Origin of the sequence: Exiguobacterium antarcticum DSM 14480 (genome assembly GCF_000685865.1) — a bacterium.
In the GTDB taxonomy this organism is placed as follows: Bacteria; Bacillota; Bacilli; order Exiguobacteriales; family Exiguobacteriaceae; genus Exiguobacterium_A; species Exiguobacterium_A antarcticum.
The window spans coordinates 1,197,615-1,223,035 of record NZ_JMKS01000003.1; the positions used below are offsets into that span (position 1 = coordinate 1,197,615).

Genomic DNA, 25,421 nt, shown 5'->3' on the forward strand with positions numbered 1-25,421 from the left:
CTGTTTTAAAAAAAGGAGGCTCTCCTCATATGATGAATAAAAATACAGCCCGACTAGGAGAAGCACCCATTAATAAACTTCTGATCGGGCTGTCGCTGCCGGCGATGATTGGTATGCTCGTGACAGCACTTTACAATATCGTCGATACGATTTTTGTGGCCCAAGGCATCGGGACTGTTGCCGTCGCTGCCGTCGGAATCGCCTTTCCCGTCCAGCTCGTCTTGATGGCGATCTCCAATTCGGTCGGAATCGGTGGGGCGGCAATTGCTTCCCAGCGGCTTGGTCAAAAAAATCTGGATGGTGCGAGTCGCGCCTATGCCAACGTCTTGATGGTTGTCTTCGTCGTCAGTATGCTCGCGATCGTAGCTGCCTTCATCTTCGTTGAACCGTTATTGCGTCTGTTCGGAGCGACACCTGAAATCATGCCGTACAGCATCGACTTCTTACGTGTCCTGTTACTCGGGTCCCCGTTCTTCATGCTGACGATGGCATCAAGCGCCATGTTGCGGGCGGAAGGCCGCGCCAGTTATCAGATGCGTGTCATGCTGACGACGGTCGCCATCAATATCGTCTTGACGCCACTGTTTATCTTCGGACTCGACTGGGGGATTCAAGGAGCAGCACTCGGGACGGTCGTCGCCCAAATCGTTGGTTCCGTCTTGATTTTCCGGTTCTTTTTCACAAAGGCAAAAAAGACGAGTTTGATATTGAATCGAGAAGCATTCCGCTTTGATCCGAAACTGGTTGTCCGGATGGGTCAAATCGGATCATCCTCTTTCATCATGCAAGTCTCGCAGTCCGTTTTGTTCATCACGGTCAATCATATGTTGGTTCGCTATGGCGGGACGACGGAACTGGCGACATTTGCCGTCATCAATAAATTCATGGCACTGGTCGGCATGCCGATCATGGGGATTGTCCAAGGGATGCAGCCGATTGTCGGCTACAATTTCGGATCAAAACAGTTTGACCGGATGTCACAAGCCATCAAACTGGCCATCCGCTACGGCTTGACGTTATCGATCACGCTCTGGCTGTTGATTCAACTGTTCCCCCGTTTTTGGGTCGGGATGTTCACGGAAGATACGACGTTACTTAACGACGGTTCGACGGCGATGCGGATTCTTTTTGCGATTTCGTTTGTCTATGGCATTCAGATGATCATCAACGGGATGTATCAATCGCTCGCCAAGGCCCGGGTCGCCTTGTTCCTGTCCCTCTCTCGGCAAACGTTATACACGATTCCACTCGTCTTGATCTTGCCCCTCTTTTTCGGAGTGCAAGGGGTCTGGTTCGCTTTCCCGATCGCCGATCTGATGGCCGTCTTGACCGCCGTCGTGTTTGCCTATCGTGACCGGATCATGCTCTTTAAACCGGACGAATACGCGGAACCGGAAGCAAAAGCCATTCAAGCAAAATAACCAACAACCCGTTAACCTACACGTTGACGGGTTGTTGGTTATGTTTATCAAAAGGCGAACATGCATTCCGAAGCGAAATACGGTATGCTGTTAAAAAAGGAGGGATGGTATGCCACAACCGTATACACTCGCGATTGATTTTGAAACGGCCAATCGGAACAGCCGCAGCATCTGTGCCTTCGGATGGTCTGTTTTATCCGCGGGACGAGTCGTGACGAGCCAACAAGTCTTAATCAATCCGGAGGAAGATTTTGATGCCGGCAACATCCGGGTCCACGGCATTCGACCGAGTAACGTTTGGGATGCGCCGGCCTTACCGGAAGCAATGGCAACACACGGCCTATTTGAATTGATTGAGAACGCAGAGCTTGTCGTCGCCCACAACGCCTCGTTCGATATGGGTGCACTCCAAAAAGCGATTCAAAAGTACGACTTGTATCAAATGCCGTCTTTTCAGTACGGCTGTACGGTCAAGTTATCCCGCAAACTGTATCCGTGGTTGCCGAACCACAAGTTAAATACGATGGCGGAGTTTTTAAATGTCTCGTTTAAGCACCATGATGCCAAAGAAGATGCCTACATCTGTGCCTTGTTGCTGCAGGATATGCTGGACCGGACAAATATCGAACATCCGGTCGAATTGCATCGCTTTTGTGGTGTCCGGATGGGCGAAGTCGCCTACTAATAAAGCTTTTTACTCTGGGATGACTTATATCCTCACGCGACGACTCCTGCAGAAAAGAATCGTTTGTTCGCTCGAAATCGCTTCCTAGGGAAAAACAAGCAGGAGCGACCCTGCAGCGAAGCGAAGAGGCGCGATGCTTGTCCCAGGAAAACGATTCGAGGCGAAAAAAAACGATTCTTCTCGTTTAAGAGAAAAATCGCATTTTGTCTTCAGTCTGAGGTGGCAGATTTGAAATCTGCCACCTTTTAAGTCGACTTTTTTAGTCTTTTTATCGTTTATTTCGTTGTTTGTTTGATCGGGAACCAGCCCGGACGACCTGTAATTCCAGCCCAGAGTGCATCCGGTACGACAAGTTCTGCTTGTGTCGACGGATCAAGTTCAGTCCGGATCGAATCCGTTTCGCCCGCTTCGACTTTTTCGACCCATTTCGGTTCCATGATCAACTCACGACCAAGGGCGACGAGTGGCACGACTTCAAGCGAACGCTCGACTTCTTCCGGTGTATGGAGTGAACCGACACCGATGACAGGAACCTGTTGCCCTACACGCTCTTGCACAAGGCTGATCGGTGAACGAGTTTCGTTTTGATCACGAATCGATCCAGCAAAGAAGTCCATGACCGACACATGCAAGTAGTCGAGGTCTTTTTTCGCAAGTGCGTCGACGAGTTGCATCGTGTCGTCTAGTGTAATCCCTGGGTTTTCGACTTCTTCTGGTGAGAAGCGGTAACCGACGATGAACGACGGATCTTGTTTTGCGACAGCTTCGACCGCATCGACGACTGCGAGTGGGAACGCAAGGCGTTTTTCGAGACTGCCCCCCCATTTGTCGTCACGACGGTTTGAATGCGGTGAGACGAATTGTTGAATTAAGTACGTATTCGCACCATGAATCTCCACTCCATCAAAGCCGGCTTCCATCGCGCGACGTGTTGCTTGACCAAACGCCTCGATGATGGCTTCGACTTCTTCCGCTTCAAGTGCCCGCGGTGTCATTGCGCCTTCACGTTCTGGTGCAACGGCACTCGCACTGACTGTTTGTCCACCGACGAGTTCTGGCGGTGCCATACGACCGGCATGGAAAATTTGCAGAATTGCTTTTGCGCCTTGATCTTGAATCGTTGTTGCGAGACGTTTTAAGCTCGGAATCAATTCGTCGCGCTCTGCCCCAAATTCATTCGGGAATCCTTGACCGTCTGCCGTGACGTTGGCACACGCTGTGATGACAGCACCGACACCACCTGAACGTTCTGCATAATAAGCGAGTTCCGCTTCCGAGACCTCACCGTTTTCTTCAGCCGCATAGTTCGTCATCGGCGCCATCATGATCCGGTTCTTTAGAGTCACTCCGTTTGGAAGTGTAAACGTATCAAACATCTTTTTAGTAGCCATTAAAGCATATCCTCCTCTGAAATCTTAACTTGAATATCGTCAGTATACGCCCGTGTTCCGTCAAATGACTAATGATGTGCCTAGCCGATGCTCAGCCAGATCATCCAATACGATGTTTACGTTTTCTCCGTCCACCCGGCCACCACCAGTTCCAATGCCCAAACAGTTTCATCAACGCCGGAACGAGGAACATCCGGACGATCGTCGCATCGATGAAGATCGCAAGCGCGATACCGACGCCAAGTTGCTTGATCGGACTGACTCCTGTAAAGGCAAATGCCCCGGTGACGACAATCATGATCAAGGCAGCAGATGTGATGATTTTACTTGTCTTCGCAAGCCCCATTTCCGTCGCAAGATCGTTATCGCCTGTTTCTTCATAGTACTCCTCCATCCGCGAGACCAGAAAGACTTCGTAATCCATCGAGAGACCGAACACGAGTGAAAAGATGAAGACCGGTGTTAAAATCCCGATCGTTTCTGCCGGGAACACGAGACCTGATTCAAAGATGATGACGAGTAGACCAAACGTTGCTCCGAGGCTCAGCAAATTCATCAGGATCGCTTTGATCGGAATCAGAATCGATTGGAACGCAATCAACAAGATGATGAATGTCGCCAGTAAAACGATTCCAAGTGCGAGTGGCATCTTCGAATAAATTTCATCATAAATTTCTTGATTAAAGGCTGCAGGTCCTCCGACTTGATATCCTTGCTCGCGGATTTCGCGGACCCAGGCCTGGGACGTCTTATCTCCAGGATCCCCTGTTAAATTGACATTCACCCGGGCGACTCCACTGTCGAAGGTGATCAAGGAAGCGAGTTGTTGTTTTCCTTGATCACTAGCGACGATTTGGGAGACATCTAGCCCGCTTGCTTCTGCGAGTGATGCTGCCGATACCACACCGCGTACGCCTTCGTCTGCCTCCAGACGTGTCGTCAATGCTTCCAGCTGCTCAAGTCCTTGTTCTGTTTGAAAATCAGCTTTTAGCAAAACAACGGCATCCGTCCCATCATTGCCAAACGTTTTTTCCCAAGCTTCGAACGCAAGGCGCGATTCATAGTCTTCTGGTAAAGCACTCGCTTGTGGAATATTCAGTTCCAAGTCACGGAGTGGGATTAAGCAAGGTAACAGTAAGAGTAACGAAAACAAGGTAATCGCAACGGGACGCTTCATCACGAAACGGGCCAGCTTTCGCCATCTGACTTCTCCTTGTTCCGAATCCGTTTTAAAAATCCGTCCTTTTTCCAGCCATTTACCTAAAAGGGCCAGCAAGGCGGGAAGTAATGTGACTGCACTGACGACTGCTCCGAGTACCGACACTAACGTTCCGATCGCGACAGCTTGAAAAACATCGACATCAATCACAAGTAGTCCTGCCAGACCTACGAATACACAAATCCCCGAAAATAGGATCGATCGTCCGGCTGTTGCAACGGACACTTCAGCCGATGTCGTGATGGACCGTCCGCCTGCTCGTTCTTCCCGAAAACGATTGACGTACAGCAAGGAAAAATCGATTCCCAGTGCGAGGGAAATCATGGCGACGGCATTTAAGACAAAGATCGATAATTCCTGTTGACCGGCAATAAAATAAAGTGTTCCTGCACCAAAGATGAACGTAACGAGTCCCATGATGAGCGGTAAGATGGCAGCAAGTGGTGTTCCGAACACAACAAGTAACACGAGCAATGCTGCAGGAACACCAATCAATTCCGCTCGGACTAAATCATTTTTCGAAGCTGTGTTCAAATCATCGACGATCAACGGTTCCCCGGTTAGCCGGATGGAGCTGCCGTTACGCGGATCAAGTTTTTCTTGCACCGCGCTCACCCACGATGGTTCAATGTTGGGTATACCAATCGATACATATCCTTTCCCGTCCTTCAAGGCGTCCGGATTCTCCTTTAATCCAACGACCTGCCCGACCCCTTGAATCGTTCGAAACATCGCGACATGACGGTCCATGTCTTCTCGGATCGTGTTCTCTTCGCCTTCAAACAACACGATGATTTGATGGGGGTCTTGATTGAACTCACGCTCCAATACCCGTTCCACTTGCTGAAATTCACCGTCCCGTGTAAAACCATTTCCTTTGAGTTGATCCGGAAGTTGAACTGCAAAATAACCGAGTCCGATTAAGACGATCAACCAGATCACACTGATACTTTTTCGAAAACGCACTACTTGTCGGCCAAACCGTTCCATCGTTCATCGCTCCCCCTCTTTTCGCATACAAGAAACACATCCTTCGCCTGATATGACAAAGGATGTGTTTACGTCTTTTGAAAAATCTGTAGCCACGTATTTCCGAAATTCGACGAGGTCGAGACGATTGCAAGCCGTTGTGCTGCTTCATCCAACAATACCGTCTTGAGCAGCACCGATGATTGACAACCATCAAATTTGAATTTCAGCTGGTCTTTTTCATATAGATAAAAACGAGTCGCATCCGTAATTGAAAAGAGATGCTGTCGACTGTCCACAAGCAAATATTCATCATACTCCGAAAACGGAATAATCTGTTCTTGTTCTGTGACAGCATCCCAAATGACATATCTCGACTGTGTCAGGTCATAGGAAATCATCGTCCCTGGCACAATCAGACGTTCAAACGCAAACCGTGGATCATATCCACGCTCAATCAGGCGTCCCAGTAAAGGAGCTTCATCGTAATCAGAAAATGTTCCTTCCTGTTTTTCAAAACAATATCGCACGACATCGGTCTCAGCTGAATACATAAAAATGCTGTCATCTTGCCATTCATACAGGTTACTGAACCACGCATCTGCAAAAACGGCGGGGCGATCCATATACTGAAGACGTCCGTCTCTTAAATCAAGTAAACCAAAGATTGATGTTTCTTCAAAAACGATGAACACACGGTATCCGTCTGGTTCAAAATACCAGGTAAAGGGAATATACGCACATGCTGTTTCCCATCGTATTCTCAAGTCTGAATCACATTTCGTAAATCCGCCTTGATCTCGATATAAAATCAGATCATCACCAAACCGATCGAATAGTGAAACAGACTCATGGAGCAACAGCTCAGCGGCTGGTTTATACATACGCATCACTTCCTACTTCTTACGGTATCAACCTTCGCTGTTTCTAGCTACTGTCGATGCGCTCGGCGAGCACGTCCTGTATACTAAAACTAAACCAAAAGGAGGAACCTTTATCATGAAACCCCTACAACTATCAGCAGATACCGCTGTCGAACTTTCAAAACGTCTCAATGTGCCACTCGAACAGTTGATGCACATGCCACGACATATCTTGATTCAAAAACTGGTCGAATTAGAAAGTGAACAATCTAAATCATCCACTGAAGAGGAAACACCACCCTCAAAAGAACTATGACTAAAAAATGCCCTTCTCTCTTGCGATCATCGCTTGAAAAGAAGGGCATTTGCTATTCATCCGATTAAGCTTGTGGATTGTACTTCGATTTTCCGTAACGGAAGACGTTGACGATTGCTTTCCCATCACTCGGATATCCGTTTGGATGATCGATCGGGAACAGCGAAAAGAAGATGAAGTAAAACGAGAAGTAGGCAAATTGGTACGTAAAAATCGAAGCCTCGAACACACCGGCATAAATCAGACCATTGACGATGAGGATACTGATTAAGTTAAAAATCGCGCCACCGGCATAAACGGTAATGTTCGTAAATTTATTTTCATGACGAAGCGCCTCGTACTGGCACCATCCGTCCCAAAAGTAGACACGATTCAGACGGATCGGTCCGACCCGTAACAAGGATTTTCCGGATCCGATATTGATTTCCATGTTACCGCCAAACAAACGTGCAAAAAAGTAATGCCCCATTTCATGGATCAATGTGACAATCGGTAATAACAGAAAAAACGAGAAGAAAAATTTCCAGATATCATTAAAACCAAACATATAAGACGTACATCCTTTCAAAAACCAACACTCTAGATACTACTTTTATAGTATGTTCCCCGAAGTCCCAAAATGAAACAGAAACCACTTGAAATCATTAAATCAATTCGATGACAATGCAACACGACTGTCATGTTTTTCGTCCACCTATTCATTTCAACAAAAAAATCGAAGTCCACTTAAAGTGAACCTCGATTTCCCCAGCATCCCATTTGTCTCAAACAGATTGTGCTTTATTTAGTTTTGTTTCTTTCGTCGTTTGCTCGCCGCATACAATAAACCAAGAACCGTCAGCGCGGCTCCACCTGCGACCGCATACTTCTTATAGTCCGACTTCCGTTCTGCAATCACCGTCGTCGTCAACGCTTTGACGACGATTTCTTTTTCTTCATGCAGACGGGGTGCATGGATTTTCACGGTGCCTTCTTCGACGAGGACTTCAAATTCTCCGCTCGGTAACGTGATTGTCACATCCTGCTCTGTCGCGTTGTGATAGACACGTTGCCGTTCGACATATCCTTCATACGTCCGTTTCAGTTCGTAGGCGATGATGCCTTCTCCCTCTTCAAGAAAACGGAGATGTTTACGAATCATCGCGGTGTTTTCTAACCGGAACATCGGATATTGACGACGCATGGCGATCAACCCTTTGACGTATTCGACACTATAACGGAATTGATCCGCCCGTTCGTAATCCAGTCGATTCACGACTTCACCCGCATTGAAGCTGTCGCGAATCCCGTTTTTCGTCCGGAAGAATTCTTGTCCTGCGTGTAAAAATGGAATGCCTTGTCCTGTCAAGATGATGGCATTTGCAAGCATCTGTCGCTTCCTGCGAATCTCATCCGTATCTTCCGGGCGTGAGATCAACAGTTTATCCCAAATCGTTAAATCATCGTGTGCTTCGACGTAAGAAACGACTTGGTTCGGTTCCTCCGCGAATCCTTGTGAAGATACGTTACCAGCGATACCGCGTTTGACTTCACTTGTCCGCTCGAAAGCACCACTGATGAATCCGCGATCCGTCGGTGTCTGGACATCTCCTTTGATCCCGTCACGTAACCCATTGTTGAAGTGCGCGATTCCCGGCATTTGTGGTGCATTAAAGTAATTGGCTTTCTGTTCCGGTGCTAGTGGCGTATCGAGATCCCACCCTTCGCCGATAATCAAAATCGAAGGATCAATCCGATCGAGGGCGTGACGCACTTGATTCATCGTCTCAACATCATGTAACCCCATCAAATCAAATCGGAATCCGTCGAGGTGATATTCCTTTGCCCAGTAGGTCACGCAATCGAGGATGAACTTCCGCATCATGAAACGTTCTGATGCCGTATCGTTTCCGCAAAAACTGCCGTTCGACAGCGTACCATCTGCTTCGTGACGATAAAAGTATCCAGGTACGAACTGACCAAGTGGTGCCGTTTCCGCGTCATACACATGATTAAAGACGACATCCATCACGACACGGATCCCCCGGTCATGCAAAGCCTGAATCAACGCTTTCAGCTCACGGATCCGGACTGTCGGATCGTCCGCGTTTGACGCATACGAACCTTCCGGCGCAAAATAATTGACGGGATCATATCCCCAATTGTAGTTGTCCGGATCATTCATGACCGATTCATTCACTGAACCAAAATCATAGATCGGCAGGAGTTGGACATGGGTCACTCCCAGGTCTGCTAAATAATCAAGCCCGGTCAAGCCACCAGTCGGCGTCCGTGTGCCTGCCTCCGTCAATCCGCGGAACGTGCCTCGTTCGATGACACCACTCGCCGGATGGCTTGTCGCGTCTCGGACATGTAGTTCATAGATGACTGCATCTTGTGAGGAATGGAACAACGGGCGTTCTTCAATCCAACGGTCCGGTTGTATCGTGGACGGATTGATTAATGCCCCCCGTTTGCCATTCGTCCCGACTGCTTTTGCGTAGGGATCCACTGCTTCGATCTTTTGTCCGTTGATGCTGGCTTGAAACGTATAAAAGTAACCTTCATACACAGCACGATCCAGTTCAACGACGAATGTCCCTTTCGTATCTGGCGTCAGTTCGATTTCTTCGACTTTTCTTGCCCGTAATGTCCGGTACAGTCGAATCGCAACACGTTCTGCCGTCGGCGCCCACAGGCGGACCCGTATCATCGTCTCGTCAAACGTTGCTCCTAGATCCGTTCCTCTATAGGCATATCGCTCATCCAACTCTTCTGGTGTGAGCGTCAACATATCTGCTGTTTGTTTCAAAGCCATGCACCCCTTTCATTTCATGGTTTTTATTATAGCAAAATTTCACACGGGTGAACGTTTCGACTGTCCACCTTTGTCGTTCTTTTCCTGTAACTTCATTGAGAAGACAGAGCATTTCCGGACAAATATGCTAAAATGGTTGTGGAACGAAAGGGGAGATTTAAATGGCAGCAAAAGATAATTCATTTGATATCGTGTCACAAATCAACATCGAGGAAGTCAAAAATGCGATGCAAGTCGCTTTGAAGGAAATCACGAACCGCTTTGACTTTAAAGGCTCTAAAAGTGATATGAAACTAGAGAAAGAGGATTTGATCCTCATCTCGGATGACAACTTCAAACTCGATCAAGTGAAGGATGTCTTGACAGCAAAACTCATCAAACGTGAAGTACCGACAAAAAACCTGCAGTATGAAAAAGTCGAACAGGCCGCTGGTAATACCGTTCGTCAACGCGTCATCCTCAAAAGTGGGATTGACCGCGATGATGCGAAAAAAATCAACAACGCCGTCAAGGAATCGAAACTCAAAGTCAAAACACAGATTCAAGACGATCAAATCCGTGTCACGGCCAAATCACGTGATGACCTGCAACAAGTCATGCAAATCGTCCGTGAGTTATCGTTATCGGTTGACGTCCAGTTCATCAACTTCCGTTAACCAGAAAAATCCCCTTTCTCCAAGCTGGAGAAAAGGGATTTTTTTATACTTATTGAGCCGTATAACCACCATCAAGCACAACGGCTTGACCGGTCACACCCGCCGCTTTATCACTTGCTAAGAAGATCGCATAGTCCGCGATTTCTTTTACTTGTAATAAGCGGTGTTGTGGCACCAACGGATAGATGACTTCTTCAAGTACACGGTCGAGTGGCACGTTGCGTGTCTCTGCGAGAGAAGACAATTGTTTTTGAACGAGTGGCGTATCGACATAACCCGGGCAAATCGCATTGACGGTAATGCCGGACGTTGCACCTTCCAGTGCTGCGACCTTCGTCAAGCCGATGACGCCGTGTTTTGCGCTATTGTAAGCCGCTTTACCGGCAAATCCGATCAGTCCATTAATCGATGACATATTTAAGATTCGACCGAATCCCTGTTTTTTCATGATCGGGAAAACATATTTCGTATAAAGGAACGGTGCCCGTAACATGATGCTTTGCAGTAAGTCGAATTTTTCAGTCGAGAATTCTTCGATTGGTGAGACGTGTTGCATCCCGGCATTATTGATGACGATATCGATGCGTCCGTAATGGCTCATCGTCTGTTCGATGCTCGACTGGATGGCGACTTCGCTCGTCACATCCCCCGCTACGGCAAAGGCTTCGAATCCTTTACTTTGGAGTGCCTCCGCCGCTTGTTTCGCAGCGTCCTCTTGTAAATCGACGATGACGACTTTTGCGCCTTCTTGGGCAAATTCTTCCGCGATTTCAAGACCAATCCCACTCGCTGCTCCCGTAATCAAGGCTACTTTTCCTTCAAGTTGTTTCATCTTCATCTACTCCTCTTTGCTCGTTTGTTTCCTTTACTGTACGCTTAGACAACGAATAATAAAAATGAATACTTGTTATGATATATATAACCTGTACGAATAGGAGTGAAGAGAATAGATTTTCGCCAATTGGAATATTTTACGGAAGTCGCCCGATTTAAAAGTTTTACGAAGGCGGCCGACCATCTCCATGTGACTCAGCCGACGCTCAGCAAGATGGTGCGTCACTTAGAGGAAGAACTCGACATCGAACTGTTTGACCGGAGCAAGCGGCAAATCGTCTTGACCGATGCCGGTGCGACCTTACTGACAGAAGGCGAAAAGATCTTAAATCAATTGGCCGACTTACCGTCTCATCTCTATGACGTCATGCACTTGACGAAAGGTACGATTCGGATCGGTGTCCCACCTTTGATTGGATCGCTATTTTTTCCACGTCTCTTACGTCAGTTCAAGGAACGGTATCCGATGATTGCGATCGAGATAACGGAAGCCGGCGGACATGCGCTCGAAAAAGCCGTCGTTGCCGGAGAGGTCGATTTGATTGCGACGGTTTTTCCAGCTGACGAACATTTGACCGTCTTTCCATTTATCGAAGAAGAACTTCATTTGTTTTTACCCGAACAACATCCGTTAGCGCGTCAGTCGATTTTGTCCTTAGATCAAGTGGCAGACCTTCCTTTCGTTTTGTTCAATGAAACGTTTTCGCTCCATGATGTCGTCTTACAGGCGTGTGAAGCAGCCGGTTTTCAACCGAACATCGCACACGTCAGTTCACAGTGGGACTTCCTTTGCCTACTCGTCGCGGAAGGAAATGCGGTGACACTGCTTCCCCGCTCGCTTGCCCAACAAATGACGATCAAAGGTGTAAAGACGATTCCATTAACGGTACGTGTTCCTTGGCAACTGGGTGTCGCCGTTCCGACCGGTCGATATCAATCGTATGTCACCCGCGAATGGATCCGATTCGTCCAAGAAATCCATTCTAAAAATGAATGATATGTATAAAAACCATGTATTTGTAGCATGGTTTTTCTTCCTTTAAGATAAGTTGTATCGTTCACAACAGAAAGGAAGTTATTCACTATGGCAACGCACTTAGACAACCGACACGAAGTCGGGATGAAAAAATTAAACGAGTTTACAGATACAAATTCTGCTCAATCGACCCATGAAAAAATTGCCGAGTCCTTAAAAGATATTGCACCGGCTGTCGGCGAATGGATCACGGATTTTGCATATGGCGAAGTTTATAGCCGGAATGGTCTTGTGAATCGGGACCGTGCAATCGTCACGATCGCTTCACTTGTCACACAAGGGACAGAACCGCAGCTTGCTCTTCATATCAATACGGGTCTGACGGCTGGCTTGACTGGAAATGAAATCGTCGAAGCCATCATGCACCTTGTTCCCTATACAGGTTTCCCACGCGTCTTGAATGCTCTTGAAGTAGCCAAAGTCGTTTTCGCTGAGCGTGGTGTCACGGTCGATCCGGCTTAATTGGAAATAGGATGAGATGTAGCAGACGCAGGGTATACTCTTATTACAAGGGAGTGATGCCTCATGCAGTATGCACTCATTACGGATTTGCACAGTTCATTACCCGATACCCGCGCCGTATTGACGGCGATTCAACAGACCGCTCCTCAAGCCATCGTTTTTTCACTGGGGGATGTTCATGAATGCCATATCGGGAAAAAACGGGCGAAACGATACACGTTCGAAGAAACCGAACAGATCGTGACGCTCGATCCAGATTTTTTAAAGTTATTATTTTTTGAGACATTACTCGGTAATCAAGAAGAACGGTTGCTGTCGCTGATTCCGGTCGGGGCGTCAAGTACGCTTGACCAACTCCGTTCCTCAGACCGCCTCAAACAAACCGAGTCTGCCTTGTTCCTTCATGGTGACCAATTGAAGTGGAGTTACGATTTAACACCAGATACGTCTCCCTATAAAGAGCGTCTGTTGTTTTTCGGTCACAGTCATGTCCGCGGACTGTTCAAAGACGGAAAACGGCTGAAAATTCAACTGGGTGTTCCGATTTCCACCAAGCGTGGATACTATGCCATCAATGTCGGACCGGTTCTCGTCGAGCGGGAATGGCTGCTTTATGATACGACGGCCGAAACCATCACGTTCCATCAAACGAGATAAGTCTCTAGACGAACAACCCCCTGCTCTACTCACATCACGTGAACAGAACAGGGGGTTGTTGTGTGTTTCGTATCTCACCGACTCTTACAGGTGGCGAACGAGTGAAGCACGGACTAAATCCACTTGCGTGAACTCCGTTTTATCGGCAAACTGATTCACGACACGGCGCACTTCACCTTGGCGACGAACGAAGCTTGTCGGTACAGGCGTTTTCCGGACGAGTTGCTCATACAACGTCGTCAATTGATGATCATCGATGACTGTTGTCATTTGATCAAGGAACAACAAGACATGCAGACGGTTCAAGTAATCCCATGGTTTATCTTCTGAGCGGAACTCGTTCCGTGCCAACCATTTCTTCAGACCAATCGCATCGATTTGGTTGAGCGTCTCTTTTGTCCGTGGTGCTTTCCATAATGCCAGCAGTTCACCTAATTTTTTACGTGTCTGCTTTTTCACCATGAAGAATTCAAAATTTCCTTTTGTTTCGAGTGCATCCCCACCGATTGGAGCGATTTGATCCGCTCCTGGTGCTGTGACGAAATCAAACACGAAATCGACCGATTCACCGGGAAGCCATGCGGCAACTTTTCCGTGGAAGTCAGCGATGAAGGCAACTGATTCAGCCAAGTCTTCCTGATTCATTTGTGTAGATGCGTGCTGTAACCGTTCCATTGTCTCTTTGTTCATATAATAACCCCATCTTTAATCTGATTTATATTACATTTCTTCTGGAGCACCGACACCAAGCAGGCGTAATCCTTCCATCAATACAATCGTAACCGATTTCACGAGTGCAAGGCGAGATTGTTTTTCTGCATCTTCTTCTAGGACACGGACTTGTCCATAATATTTGTTGAAGCTTTGAGCTAAATCAAGCACATACCGGCTGATGATTGACGGTTCGCGACGTGTAAACGCCCGGTCGATCACAGTTGAGAACTGGTTCAGCATCGATACGACGCCCCACGAGTAATCATCCGCACTTCCGACAAACGCCGATCCATCGTATTCCCCTTTACGAAGTAAGGAATTTGCCCGCGCATTCGTATATTGGACATACGGACCCGTTTCTCCTTCAAATTTAAGCATTTGTTCTAAATCAAATTCGATGTTGTTCATCCGCTCATTTTTTAAATCATGGAAAATGACGGCGCCGACACCGACTTCGCGTGCCGTCTGTTCGGCATTCGCCAAGTTTGGATTTTTCTCGGCGATGTTTTGCTTCGCAACATTGATCGCATCTTGTAACACTTCTTCCAGGAGGACAATCCGTCCCTTACGTGTCGACATTTTTTTGCCATCTTTCATGATCAGACCAAACGGCACATGGTGCATGCCATACACATTTTCAAACCCAAGTTTTTTCAAGACCGCAAACAGCTGTTTGAAGTGAAGTGCTTGTTCCCCACCAACAACATAAAAGGCTTGCTCGAAACCGTATGTCTCAAGACGGTAGACCGCAGCCGCCAAATCACGTGTCGCATATAACGTCGCACCGTCTTTCTTCTTGATCAAGGCCGGAGGCATCCCTTCTGCTTCGAGATCGACGACCATTGCGCCTTCCGATTCAACTAACAATTCTTTTTCTTCGAGCAGATCAATGACGTGTTGCATCTTATCGTTATAGAACGCTTCTCCGTTCAAACTGTCGAAGCTGACACCAAGCATTTGATAGACGCGGTTGAACTCGACGAGCGACACTTCACGGAACCATGTCCAAAGTGCCGTCGCTTGTTCGTCACCCTGTTCGAGTTTTTTGAACCAAGCACGCCCTTCGTCTTCTAGAGCCGGGTTCTCTTCTGCTTCTTCGTGGAAACGGACGTACAATTTAAGCAGTTCCTTGATCGGCTCAGCGCGGACGTCTTCTTCTTTGCCCCACATGTTGTAAGCGACCATCAGCTTACCAAACTGTGTTCCCCAGTCCCCCAGATGGTTGATGCCGACGACGTCGTATCCTTTTTTCCGTGAAATCTGATTTAAGGCATTCCCGATGACCGTCGAACGTAAATGACCCATCGAGAAAGGTTTCGCAATGTTCGGTGATGAGAAGTCGGTGACAATCGTTTTTCCGGTCGGCTCGCTTGATCCGTACGCTTGTTTTTCTTCCAAGACACGTTTGACGATCTCCCGTGAGACGATTTCCCGATTTAAGAAGACGTTGACGTATGGTCCTGCTGCTTGGACGTTTGAGAACAATGGATTATCGATTTTTTCAGCCAACTCCGTCGCAATCATCATCGGTGCTTTGCGGAACGCTTTAGCGAGTTGGAAACAAGGGAAAGCTAAATCCCCATGATCTTCGTGTTTTGGTTGTTCAATCAATTGTTCAATCTCTTCTTGCGATAACGCATCACCAATCACGTCATGTAATACTTTGGCATATTGTTGCTTATAACTCATTTCGTTCCCTCCAACAGTTTATTTTTTCCAATAAAAAACGCCCTTTGCGCAACACGCAAAGAGACGGAATGACCGCGGTACCACTCTTCTTGGTGTCAAACATGTGACACCCACTTTAACTGGTGATAACGGGGATCCCCCGGCTACGCCTGATCAGATTGATTCGGATAGCATCTCGGAAGTGCGCTTCACGGTTTTTGTTTCATTCAGGCTTCCACCATTCCCTGATTCGCTGGCTGATCAAATCATCCCGTTACTTTCTTCGTCATCGATTGTTGATATCTTTCACATTATACGCAATCCCTCTCATTCTCTCAACCTTATTTTTTTTGTAAATCTATCATCATATTTTCCACAAAACGGGTATAAGTAGGAAAGGACTGCTAAAGGAGGGGACGCCCTATGGTCTACTATCAAAAAGTGGCGCGCACTGGTTGGCTTGTCTTGTGTCTCGTCGTGATTATCCTTACCTTCACTTTATGGATGTACCCGACACTTCTCGACTTTCCGCTCTCGTTCGGAAATGCGGCCTATCTACTGGCACTGATCATCTTGTTTCAATTCGATAATGTCCGTCGCGGCGGCATTTATTATACATTTCAAGAAGGGATCATCTTATTCATCTTCCTCAACTATGGCTTATTGCCATCAATCCTTCTCAGTCAGATTGGCATTCTAATCTTTCAATTTTTCTCGCACAAACAAGAAATTCGCTTAAAACGCTTTTTATATTTGTATCCGATTAATGTCTTGTTTGATTTGTTCTATCTCGCTTGTCCATCACTCGTTTACTTAGCTCTCGGCGGACCGATTGGAACCGGTTTTACCTACTCGGAAGCCTTAGTTCCATTTTCAGGCTATTTGGCGACCGTCCTGACCGTCTCTTACGTGCAGTGCCGTTTCGTCAACCGCGTTCTCTTCTTAAGATACGACTGGACTCGCCTCGTTCGCCTACAGACACTTGTCTACGGTATCAGTATGCTGAGTGCCTTTCTTGGCATCTGGTTTTATGATGAGAACCCCCTCATCGCTGCCTCTGTCTCGACACTGATCCTATTTTTATTCAAACGATTACTGCAACAGCGTGGCATGACACTTGAAGCAATGGAAAATGCCAAACGGTTTGATGACGCCAAAGAACATCTGCTGATTTCCCGTTTTGAACGCGAGGCCATCGACTCGTTACTACTTGATTTACCCCACTTACTTGATTTTTCAGAAGGATGGATCTCGATTCAGCAACAACGTAAACAGGTCATCTATAATATCCGGACAAAAACCATCATCGATGTCCTTCCATTGTTTCACTCGTTATCCGCGGAACAACTGCAGACCCCAATCATCCATGGTCTACGATTTGACTGGGGAAAGGATATCCAGATTGCCTTACCGGTCGACCGTCACTCGATGCTTGCGATTCCTTCCATCACAAGCGAGGATGTTGATGTCTCCATCGTTTTGTTCCATCAAGTAGCAGATGCGTATGATGAAACGAACGCCGATGAACTAGCACGCCTGCTCCGTATCTTTTGCCGTGTGTTGCATCGTTCACAGGAAACGTATCAACTGTATGCTGAAAGCCGGACGGATGCTTTAACGGAACTCGCTAACAGCCGGGCTTTTTATGAAGAAGGGGCGCATCAATTTGCTGCTGACCATTATCCGTTGTCGATCATCTTGTTCGACATCGATCATTTTAAATATGTAAATGATACGTATGGTCATAAAGTTGGGGATTTGGTCTTACGTGAACTCGGCCGGCGCATCTTATCCTTACAGCAAAAACAACCGGCGATGTTTGCTGCCCGTTACGGTGGTGAAGAATTTGTCTTATTGATTCATCATTGTCCACAAAATCAAGCGATTGACTTAGCAGAACAAGTTCGGCATGCTGTCCTTGATCGGCCTTTCGTCGTCGAGGGACACCGTCTATCGATTACGATCAGTCTTGGTGTCGATACGGTCAACCAGCCCTATGAACGTTCTTTTGAAGAATCACTCCGTCAGGCCGATCATGCTCTTTATGTAGGTGGAAAACACAATGGTCGAAACTGTACTGCACATTACGCGAATCTCTGAAAGGTCGTGAACACCTTGTCAATCATTGAAATTGAACGTACACTCCCGACACTTGAGCTCCCACGGACGATTCGGATTTATCGCCCGACAGAGTTGCCGGCTGACGAAGCACTTCCGGTCATCTATATGCACGATGGGCAAAATGTCTTCAGTGGTGAAACCGCTTCGTTCGGAAAAGGTTGGGAAGTACATCATGCCCTGCACGCCGTGAAGCTCCATGCGATGATCGTCGCCATCGATAGCCCGGATGACGCGATGGACCGCTACGACGAATATGCACCTTGGACCGATGAAGCCTTATTGATGCGCACCGCTTATCCTTCACACCGGACAACAATCGGAGGGCATGGCAAACGATACATGGACTGGATCGTTCACGAACTAAAACCTTATATCGATGAACACTATGCTACTGTTCCGACGGATACGACCATGATCGGCAGTTCGATGGGCGGGGTCATTTCGCTTTATGGTTTGTTCGCCTATCCGGAAATCATCACACGTGTCGCGGCTCTCTCGACTGCAGGATGGGCTAATTTTTCCTCCCTTCTTGAATTCATCGAACGTAGTCCAAATTTGTCGGAGCAACATCGTTGTTATATGGATGTCGGAACAAAAGAAATCAGCGGACCGATGACCGAAATCGACTACTTACACACAAATGACGTGCTCGCTCAGGCTGTCCGGCGAAAAGTAGAAACGGCACGATATGAAGTCATCCCGGACGCCATCCATCATGAAACGGAGTGGGCAAAACGAATGCCGGACATACTCCGGTTCTTATTTTCTTCCTAAACGACAAACAGACTGCCTGGACCCGATCGGGTCCGGACAGTCTGTTTTGATGACGTACCACTTAGTTGACGAGTTCTTCCGTCTGTTCTTTTACGTAACGATTCCGTGGGTGTTCCCGGCATTCATCTGAGCAAGAGCGCATGACTTTAGGTTCACACTCTTCACAACAGAAGTGTTGACGATTACATTCTGGATTTGCACAGTTCACATACCGTGTTTCATCTTTTCCACAGTAGTAACACGTCGAGACGACCGTTGGATTGACTTCATTGACAGGTACTTGGATGCGCTCATCAAATACATACAGTTCGCCTTCCCAATCTTCTCCACGCGTTGCTTCGTCTTTCCCATACATGACGACGCCACCTTTCAGATGGAAGATGTCATCACTACTTTGACGTTTCCGGAAATAAGCCGTGAATTTTTCACAACGGACGCCGCCCGTGCAATACGTCAGGACTTTTTTCCCTTCAAACAGGTGTTCATTTTCGTCGAGCCATTGTGGAAATTCACGTGATGCATCAACATCTACTTTGACCGCATTTTTAAAATGACCGAGATCGTATTCATAGTTGTTTCGAACATCGAGAATGACCACATCTTCGTTTTGCATCATGTTTTTCCACTCTGCAGGTTCAAGATACGTCGCGTGTTCTTCCGGCACGTTGAATTCATCTTCAAAACGCCATGTCACGAGCTCACTCTTGTAACGGACAAAGATTTTTTTGAAGGCATGCTCGTCGACCTCATCGATTTTGAACTCGATGTCACTAAACCGTGGGTCCGCAAGCAAGTCTTGCATGTACTGTTCTGTCTGCTCGACTGTTCCGGACAACGTTCCGTTGATGCCTTCCGGTGCGATCAAGATTCTTCCTTTGATGCCGAGCTCTTTGCAATACGCAAGGTGCTCCTTTGTTACTTGTTCCGCATTGTCGATTGGAACATACTTATAAAATAATAGTACGCGATAAGGTTTCATAATCCTCATTGGCCCCCATGTCAGTTTTTTGCAGTAAAACGAACGTTGGCGAACGAAGCGTCATAGCTATTAGCTAGCTGGGAACGCCTGCAAAACGCACCCATTTAAGTATGATACCAACTTCATTTGAATTGCACAATTGCTATGTTATCAATAACGATTACATAAAGCCTCTCCCTTTCTGACGACGAAAGAGTTAAAATAGAAAATAGTAGTTTATTTTGTAAGGAGGATTCCGAATGCTCCAAACCGTCCGTCAGTGGATCGAACAGATGATTACGTTTCTTCAGGATCTTCCAGGTGGAGCTTCGACTGGATTAATCGCCCCGTTTCTTGAATCCTTGTTTCCATTCCTTCCGTTAGTCTTGATCATTTCTGCTAACGCAGCGACATATGGTTTTTGGATGGGTGTACTCGTCTCGTGGGTCGGAAGTATGCTTGGTTCACTTGTCGTTTTCGCTTGTATTCGTTATTTATTTCGCCGTCCCGTCACACGGTGGCTTGAGCAACATAAAGGCGCACAACACTGGATTGAACGTGTCCGGCATATGAGTCCGATTTCACTCGGTTTCTTCTTTTCACTCCCGTTCATGCCGGCATTCATCATTACATCCATTTCGGCGATGATTCAGCTATCGCTTCGGACGTACTTGATTGCTGCCGGAGCAGGTCGATTGATTGTCGTCATTATCTTTTCCTTAATCGGTAAAGAATGGTCCACTTTTTTGGAACGACCGATTCGACTTGTCTTCCTGTTCCTGATTTTACTCGCCATCTGGGGAGTCAGCCGTGGGGTCGAAGAAATCATTAAACGACGTGCCCTTGCCCGTCGTTCAAAAGTACTCCGTGAGATTGAACAAGACATCGAACACAATAATAAATAACTTATCCGCCAAAGCGACAGACCTCTTTCATCCATCAAGAGATCTGTCGCTTTTTGATTCTTCTTTTTCTGTCAGATTTTCGAGTCCTTTCAGACACAGGACTTTTGAATCATTTTCGCAACTGATTATTATATAAAAATACCGTTCACACTTTGTTCAACATTGGAAACGCTTACATTAAATTGGTAAGACCAATACTAGTATAATTTCAGATTTTACCTTCATTAAATTAGGATAGATTTTCCAACAAGACTGTCTTTATAATGAATTTAAATTCATTTTTAAAGGAGGCGTCCCTATGCACCAAGTATCGGAATCGACGAAGACGGAGACGACACGCTCCGCACAGACGATTGTCGAAAGTGCTTCATTTAGACAACTGATGCACGAAAAAAACAGCTTTATCCTTCCTGCGATTCTGTTTTGTCTTATTTTTTATTTTGCCCTTCCCATCATGACAAGCTATTTTACATTTTTAAATCAACCGTTGATCGGAGATATCACGGGTGCTTGGTTATTTGCTTTCCTTCAATTCATCATGACATGGACGTTCTGTACCCTCTATAACAAAAAAGCCCGTTCGTTTGATCGATTGGTCGAACAGATCAAGGAGGAGTCACGATGAATTATACAGCTGTCGTCCTTTTTGTAGCGATTGTCGGTTTGACACTCGTCATTACATATTTTGCTGCCCGTAAAACCAAAACAGCCAACGACTTTTATACAGCGGACGGCGGGCTGACCGGAGCCCAAAATGGAATGGCCATCGCTGGTGATTACATGTCGGCTGCTTCCTTTTTAGGAATTGCCGGCATGATTGCCTTAGCCGGATTTGATGGATTTTTTTATTCGATTGGTTTCCTCGTTGCTTATCTCGTCGTGCTGTATCTCGTCGCAGAACCGTTGCGGAATTTAGGGAAATATACAATGGCGGATATGATTGCTGCTCGCTTTAACGCTTCAAAAGTCCGTGGTATCGCCGCGATGAACTCGATTGTCATCTCGATTTTCTATATGATTGCCCAGCTTGTCGGAGCCGGTGCCTTGATCGAGCTGTTGCTAGGTATCCCGTACACAACGAGTGTCATCATCGTCGGTATCCTGATGACGGTCTACGTCGTCTTCGGTGGCATGACCGCGACGTCGTGGGTGCAAATTATCAAAGCCGTGCTCTTGATGGCCGGAACAGCCGTCATCTCCTTTATGGTATTTGCGAAGTTTGATTTTTCAATCATGAAGATGTTTTCTGAAGTCAAACAAGCGACACCACTCGGCGATTCGTTCTTAAATCCAGGTAATAAGTTTAAGTTACCGCTCGATACGATTTCCTTGAACTTGGCGCTTGTCCTCGGAACAGCCGGACTGCCACATATCTTAATTCGTTTTTTCACCGTCAAGGATGCACCAACTGCCCGTAAATCCGTTGTTTATGCAACATGGATCATCGGTGCGTTTTATATCTTAACGATTTTCCTTGGTTTTGGAGCTGCCGCGTTTGTCGGTTCGGAAGATATCATTGCCGCAAACGCTGCTGGAAACATGGCAGCCCCCTTGCTTGCTCAAGCACTCGGCGGCGACTTACTCTTTGCCTTCGTAGCTGCCGTCGCCTTTGCGACGATTCTCGCCGTAGTTGCCGGACTGGTTTTGTCTGCCGCTTCCGCCTTTGCCCATGACTTCTACAGTCACATCTTACGTAAAGGACAGGCGACGGAAAAAGAACAGATGACGGCTGCTCGGTTGGCCTCGATTGCCGTCGCGCTCGTTTCGATGGTCTTGGCACTGTTTGCCCAATCCATGAACGTCGCCTTTTTGGTGTCGCTTGCCTTTGCTGTTGCGGCAAGTGCCAATTTGCCGGTCATTCTCCTTACGATTTTCTGGCGCCGTTTCAGTACTGGCGGAGCCGTCACCGGAATGATCGTCGGACTTTTTTCTTCTCTGATTCTCGTTGCGCTCAGTCCTAATATCTGGGCAGTCGACGGTTCAGCCTTGTTCGTCGGGGAAGCCCTATTCCCACTGGCGAATCCAGGAATCGTCTCGATTCCACTTGGTTTTCTAGGTGCGATCATCGGGACGCTTGTTACAAAATCCGACGAGGTTGCCGGTAACTTCGAACGGATTCTCGTTAAAGCCAATACCGGCATCGATACAGCGACGGAAGTGGCTGCATCCAAAGAATAATCCCCTCGACGGCTCCTTCAACCCCCTTGAAGGAGCCGTTCCCTTTTACATTTTGCAGGTAGATTGCCATACTTACCGTATTATAGATCGTGAAAGGAATGGCATAGATGGACTTTTATTATTTTTTACCTCTCGGATTTTTCATTGGCATCATCTCTGGTTTTTTTGGAATCGGCGGTGGAATCATTCTGACTCCGTTATTGTTAATTCTTGGTTTTGCACCAAGTGTCGCCATCGCGACGAGTTTGATGCTGACATTAGGCTCAACAGTGTCGGGGACGTTATCCCATCTTCGTTTGAAAAATGTCGTTTGGCGTGACAGTCTGGTTGTCGGTTTAGTCGGTATCATCGGTTCGACGATTGCTACCCCCATCGTCCTTCAATTAGAAGAAGTCAATGGGGCGCATCTCGTCATTTCAGTGGTTTACATCGGATTGTTGTTATACTTCGCCAACAAGTTTTTACATCCGAAGTCCACTGATGGTATACAGACCGGTTGGAAAAATCGTTACCTCGCCCTCGGCTTCATCGGTTTATTTGCTGGATTCATCTCGTCTTTACTCGGAGTCAGTGGTGGATTCATCATCACGCCGTTGCTCGTCGGGATTGCCGGGTATGAACTCAAACGTGCGGTCGGGACAAGTATCGCCTCGGCTTTATTAATCGTCCTGTCCGGACTCGTCAACTATACGGTTGCAAGTACCGATGTTGACCTTGTCGTTGGCATCATGTTGATCATCGGGGCATTACTCGGTGCGCCGATCGGTGCGAAACAATTAGCTCATTTTGAAAGTCCATTCGTCAAAAAATATTTGGGGATCTTCTATTTGACCGTCGCCTTAAGCGTGCTCCTTGAAGTACTTCATTTCAATACGGCTTCGCTGATCGTACTCGTGACGCTCAGTCTCGTCTTTTTGATGACGTTGGTCGTCTATAGTAGAAAACGCTCGACAAAACCTTAACTAACCTCGCCACCTAGCGCGTGTCAGAAAAAAAACATTCCCTACAAAAACGAATGGGACTGACTCAAACGTGAGGACATCTCTCGATTAAAAGGAATGAAGGGAGGTGGATTTTCGGTGTTTGATCCGGAAATCCACCTCCCTTTTTCTTCGTGAACAATAAGAATTTGCATCGAAATGACCGTTAGAACGATTGATTTTGGTCTGACTTATGAGTCAGCCGCATTCATGTTTCCGTGACATTTTTTTAAGACGAAATCACGCGTTTACGCGACTCCTACAGGAAAAAGCGCAAGGTGACTTGCGCTGTCAGAGACAAACAAGGCCCGGCGATCTGTCCGAATGGGCAGATCGCCGGGCCTTGTTTCTAGCCTGAGGAAAGCGCGTGAGAGAAGCGTGATGGCGTATACGCAACTAAGTTATGTCCCAGCCTCCTTTTTTTACGCTACGTTTCGAATCGTACCTGCCTCATACAGTTTTGTATGATCAATGACGACTTTCGAAAGCAACAACATACCAATTAAATTCGGAATCATCATCAGCCCGTTGGCGATGTCTGCAACCAGCCAAAGCGGCTCAAGATTTGCAATCGCACCGTAACAGGCAGCAACCGCAAAGATGATCCGGTACGTTTCGTTAAACCGTGTAGCACCACTCAAATACTCCAAACATTTTTCTCCGTAGACGTACCATCCGATAATCGTCGAATACCCAAAGAAAAATACCGAAAATGCAACAATCCAGGCTCCACTGGCACCGAGGACACTCGTAAATGCTGCCGATGTCAACGCAGCACCCGATAAGGACGCATCATGGACTACACCTGACAACTCCCCGCCGGAAGGATCCCAAAATCCGGTCGTCATCAAAACAAGCGCCGTCATCGTACAGACGATGATCGTCACGATGAACGTACTGGTCATCGAAATCAATCCTTGTTCCGCAGGACGTTCACTCTTAGCCGATCCCGCAATCAGGGCAGCCGTCCCAAGACCGGCTTCGTTCGTGAAGATTCCGCGCGCGACTCCGACTTGCATCGCAACCATGATGGAAATACCCGTGAACGCCCCCGCCGGCGCAAGCGGTTCAAACGCATATTGAACGATCAATCCAAGTGCCGGTAGAATTTGATCCGCCTGAATGAACAGAATCAATAATGCCGCACAGATGTAAAGCAGACTCATCACTGGTACAAAAACCGTTGAGATGGCGCTGACACGTTCTAGACCACCACGGATCGAAAAATAGACCGCAATCGCTAATACGATCCCGAAGACGAGTAATGGCACTTGGAAGGTTTGATTCAATACGGTCGACATCGCATTCGCCTGAACCGTGTTCCCGACACCAAACGATGCGATTAAGCCGAAAATAGCAAAGGCAACCGCTAACGGTTTGAATCCTTTTCCAAGTCCTTTTTCGATGTAATACATCGGTCCACTGACGACTTCACCACGATCATTTCGATCGCGATAAATGATCGCCAGTAAACTTTCCGCATACTTCGTCGCCATTCCGATCAGTCCGATGATCCACATCCAAAAGACGGCCCCCGGCCCTCCCATCGTCAAGGCAACGGCGATTCCCGCAATGTTCCCGTTTCCGATCGTCGCAGCAAGCGATGTCATCAACATTTGAAAGCTACTGATTTCTCCTTCTCCTTGTTCTGACTTGGTCAAAGCAAGTTGAAACGCTTGTTTTAACCGCCGAAATTGTAATCCACGTAAACGAATCGTAAAGTACAGTCCTGTCCCGACCAACAAGACCATACTGGGAATCCCCCAAATCCATGATGAAATCAGTTGTAACACATCCATGTTTTTTGATCCTCTCTC

At 47.1% G+C, this 25,421-nt stretch carries 23 protein-coding genes and 1 other annotated feature; of the genes, 13 read left to right on the forward strand and 10 right to left on the reverse strand.

All coding sequences use genetic code 11. The features are described 5' to 3' along the window. Positions 1 to 29 precede the first annotated feature (29 nt). Both P404_RS0107025 and P404_RS0107030 read left to right on the forward strand, forming a co-directional pair. A complete protein-coding gene (locus P404_RS0107025) occupies positions 30 to 1,421 on the forward strand; it encodes an MATE family efflux transporter (protein WP_026830385.1) in 1,392 nt (463 codons plus the stop codon). A 109-nt stretch (positions 1,422 to 1,530) separates the two neighbouring features. Further along, on the forward strand, positions 1,531 to 2,106 hold the full coding sequence (locus P404_RS0107030) for a 3'-5' exonuclease (protein WP_026830386.1): 576 nt from the start codon (positions 1,531 to 1,533) through the stop codon (positions 2,104 to 2,106). A gap of 275 nt (positions 2,107 to 2,381) precedes the next feature. On the opposite strand, the gene P404_RS0107035 is transcribed toward P404_RS0107030, so the two are convergent. The 3 genes from P404_RS0107035 to P404_RS0107045 all read right to left on the reverse strand — a co-directional run bounded on the left by P404_RS0107035 (position 2,382) and on the right by P404_RS0107045 (position 6,569). Continuing rightward, entirely contained in the window at positions 2,382 to 3,497 is a 1,116-nt protein-coding gene (locus P404_RS0107035; protein WP_026830387.1) for an NADH-dependent flavin oxidoreductase, read from the reverse strand. Positions 3,498 to 3,597: 100 nt separating this feature from the next. After that, entirely contained in the window at positions 3,598 to 5,706 is a 2,109-nt protein-coding gene (locus tag P404_RS0107040; RefSeq protein ID WP_026830388.1) for an MMPL family transporter, read from the reverse strand. A 68-nt stretch (positions 5,707 to 5,774) separates the two neighbouring features. Then, positions 5,775 to 6,569, reverse strand: coding sequence for a hypothetical protein (locus P404_RS0107045; RefSeq protein ID WP_026830389.1), 795 nt, complete (start codon positions 6,567 to 6,569; stop codon positions 5,775 to 5,777). Positions 6,570 to 6,684: 115 nt separating this feature from the next. Between P404_RS0107045 and P404_RS0107050 the strand changes: the two genes are divergently transcribed. Beyond that, the gene (locus tag P404_RS0107050) at positions 6,685 to 6,864 is read left to right on the forward strand and encodes a YycC family protein (protein WP_014971562.1); all 180 of its coding nucleotides are present in this window, start codon (positions 6,685 to 6,687) and stop codon (positions 6,862 to 6,864) included. Positions 6,865 to 6,928: 64 nt separating this feature from the next. Here P404_RS0107050 and P404_RS0107055 read toward each other — a convergent pair whose 3' ends face one another. Both P404_RS0107055 and pulA read right to left on the reverse strand, forming a co-directional pair. After that, positions 6,929 to 7,411: a site-2 protease family protein gene (locus P404_RS0107055; protein WP_026830390.1), complete on the reverse strand. Its 483-nt coding sequence runs from the start codon at positions 7,409 to 7,411 to the stop codon at positions 6,929 to 6,931. Between the two features lie 237 nt (positions 7,412 to 7,648). Further along, positions 7,649 to 9,661 carry a type I pullulanase gene (pulA, locus tag P404_RS0107060; protein WP_034774089.1) on the reverse strand — a complete coding sequence of 671 codons (2,013 nt, stop codon included), beginning with the start codon at positions 9,659 to 9,661 and terminating at the stop codon, positions 7,649 to 7,651. Between the two features lie 161 nt (positions 9,662 to 9,822). On the opposite strand from pulA, the gene P404_RS0107065 reads away from it, so the two are divergent. After that, positions 9,823 to 10,317, forward strand: a complete 495-nt coding sequence (locus P404_RS0107065) for a YajQ family cyclic di-GMP-binding protein (RefSeq protein ID WP_014971566.1) — start codon at positions 9,823 to 9,825, stop codon at positions 10,315 to 10,317. Positions 10,318 to 10,366: 49 nt separating this feature from the next. Here P404_RS0107065 and P404_RS0107070 read toward each other — a convergent pair whose 3' ends face one another. Continuing rightward, positions 10,367 to 11,149, reverse strand: a complete 783-nt coding sequence (locus P404_RS0107070; protein ID WP_014971567.1) for a 3-hydroxybutyrate dehydrogenase — start codon at positions 11,147 to 11,149, stop codon at positions 10,367 to 10,369. A 129-nt stretch (positions 11,150 to 11,278) separates the two neighbouring features. Here P404_RS0107070 and P404_RS0107075 point away from each other — a divergent pair, with 129 nt between their 5' ends. From P404_RS0107075 to P404_RS0107085, 3 genes are all read left to right on the forward strand, one after another. After that, positions 11,279 to 12,148: a LysR family transcriptional regulator gene (locus tag P404_RS0107075; protein WP_236624346.1), complete on the forward strand. Its 870-nt coding sequence runs from the start codon at positions 11,279 to 11,281 to the stop codon at positions 12,146 to 12,148. A gap of 87 nt (positions 12,149 to 12,235) precedes the next feature. Further along, the gene (locus P404_RS0107080; RefSeq protein ID WP_014971569.1) at positions 12,236 to 12,649 is read left to right on the forward strand and encodes a carboxymuconolactone decarboxylase family protein; all 414 of its coding nucleotides are present in this window, start codon (positions 12,236 to 12,238) and stop codon (positions 12,647 to 12,649) included. A gap of 63 nt (positions 12,650 to 12,712) precedes the next feature. Continuing rightward, entirely contained in the window at positions 12,713 to 13,306 is a 594-nt protein-coding gene (locus P404_RS0107085; protein WP_026830392.1) for a metallophosphoesterase family protein, read from the forward strand. Positions 13,307 to 13,390: 84 nt separating this feature from the next. Here the strand turns inward: P404_RS0107085 and P404_RS0107090 are convergent, their stop codons facing one another. Both P404_RS0107090 and argS read right to left on the reverse strand, forming a co-directional pair. Continuing rightward, a complete protein-coding gene (locus P404_RS0107090; RefSeq protein WP_014971571.1) occupies positions 13,391 to 13,996 on the reverse strand; it encodes a hypothetical protein in 606 nt (201 codons plus the stop codon). Positions 13,997 to 14,026: 30 nt separating this feature from the next. Continuing rightward, positions 14,027 to 15,709, reverse strand: a complete 1,683-nt coding sequence (gene argS, locus P404_RS0107095) for an arginine--tRNA ligase (protein ID WP_026830393.1) — start codon at positions 15,707 to 15,709, stop codon at positions 14,027 to 14,029. Between the two features lie 56 nt (positions 15,710 to 15,765). Further along, positions 15,766 to 15,987, reverse strand: a binding site (T-box leader). Positions 15,988 to 16,111: 124 nt separating this feature from the next. Between argS and P404_RS0107100 the strand changes: the two genes are divergently transcribed. Together P404_RS0107100 and P404_RS0107105 are read left to right on the forward strand one after the other, a co-directional pair. Continuing rightward, complete coding sequence (locus P404_RS0107100) at positions 16,112 to 17,788, forward strand: GGDEF domain-containing protein (RefSeq protein WP_014971573.1); 1,677 nt, start codon at positions 16,112 to 16,114, stop codon at positions 17,786 to 17,788. Positions 17,789 to 17,794: 6 nt separating this feature from the next. After that, positions 17,795 to 18,583 (forward strand): alpha/beta hydrolase, encoded by a 789-nt coding sequence (locus P404_RS0107105; RefSeq protein WP_236624347.1) that lies wholly within the window; start codon positions 17,795 to 17,797, stop codon positions 18,581 to 18,583. 61 nt (positions 18,584 to 18,644) lie between these two features. Here P404_RS0107105 and trhO read toward each other — a convergent pair whose 3' ends face one another. Then, on the reverse strand, positions 18,645 to 19,562 hold the full coding sequence (gene trhO / locus P404_RS0107110; protein WP_034774092.1) for an oxygen-dependent tRNA uridine(34) hydroxylase TrhO: 918 nt from the start codon (positions 19,560 to 19,562) through the stop codon (positions 18,645 to 18,647). A gap of 239 nt (positions 19,563 to 19,801) precedes the next feature. On the opposite strand from trhO, the gene P404_RS0107115 reads away from it, so the two are divergent. The 4 genes from P404_RS0107115 (at position 19,802) to P404_RS0107130 (ending at position 23,586) form a co-directional block, all read left to right on the forward strand. Then, positions 19,802 to 20,446, forward strand: a complete 645-nt coding sequence (locus tag P404_RS0107115) for a TVP38/TMEM64 family protein (RefSeq protein ID WP_014971576.1) — start codon at positions 19,802 to 19,804, stop codon at positions 20,444 to 20,446. Between the two features lie 298 nt (positions 20,447 to 20,744). After that, positions 20,745 to 21,071 (forward strand): DUF485 domain-containing protein, encoded by a 327-nt coding sequence (locus tag P404_RS0107120; RefSeq protein WP_014971577.1) that lies wholly within the window; start codon positions 20,745 to 20,747, stop codon positions 21,069 to 21,071. Further along, entirely contained in the window at positions 21,068 to 22,624 is a 1,557-nt protein-coding gene (locus tag P404_RS0107125; protein WP_026830395.1) for a solute symporter family protein, read from the forward strand. Before P404_RS0107120 ends, P404_RS0107125 begins: the two co-directional genes overlap by 4 nt. Before the next feature lie 107 nt (positions 22,625 to 22,731). Next, entirely contained in the window at positions 22,732 to 23,586 is an 855-nt protein-coding gene (locus P404_RS0107130) for a sulfite exporter TauE/SafE family protein (RefSeq protein WP_026830396.1), read from the forward strand. Between the two features lie 440 nt (positions 23,587 to 24,026). Here the strand turns inward: P404_RS0107130 and P404_RS0107135 are convergent, their stop codons facing one another. Next, complete coding sequence (locus P404_RS0107135; RefSeq protein WP_026830397.1) at positions 24,027 to 25,403, reverse strand: alanine/glycine:cation symporter family protein; 1,377 nt, start codon at positions 25,401 to 25,403, stop codon at positions 24,027 to 24,029. Positions 25,404 to 25,421 lie beyond the last annotated feature (18 nt).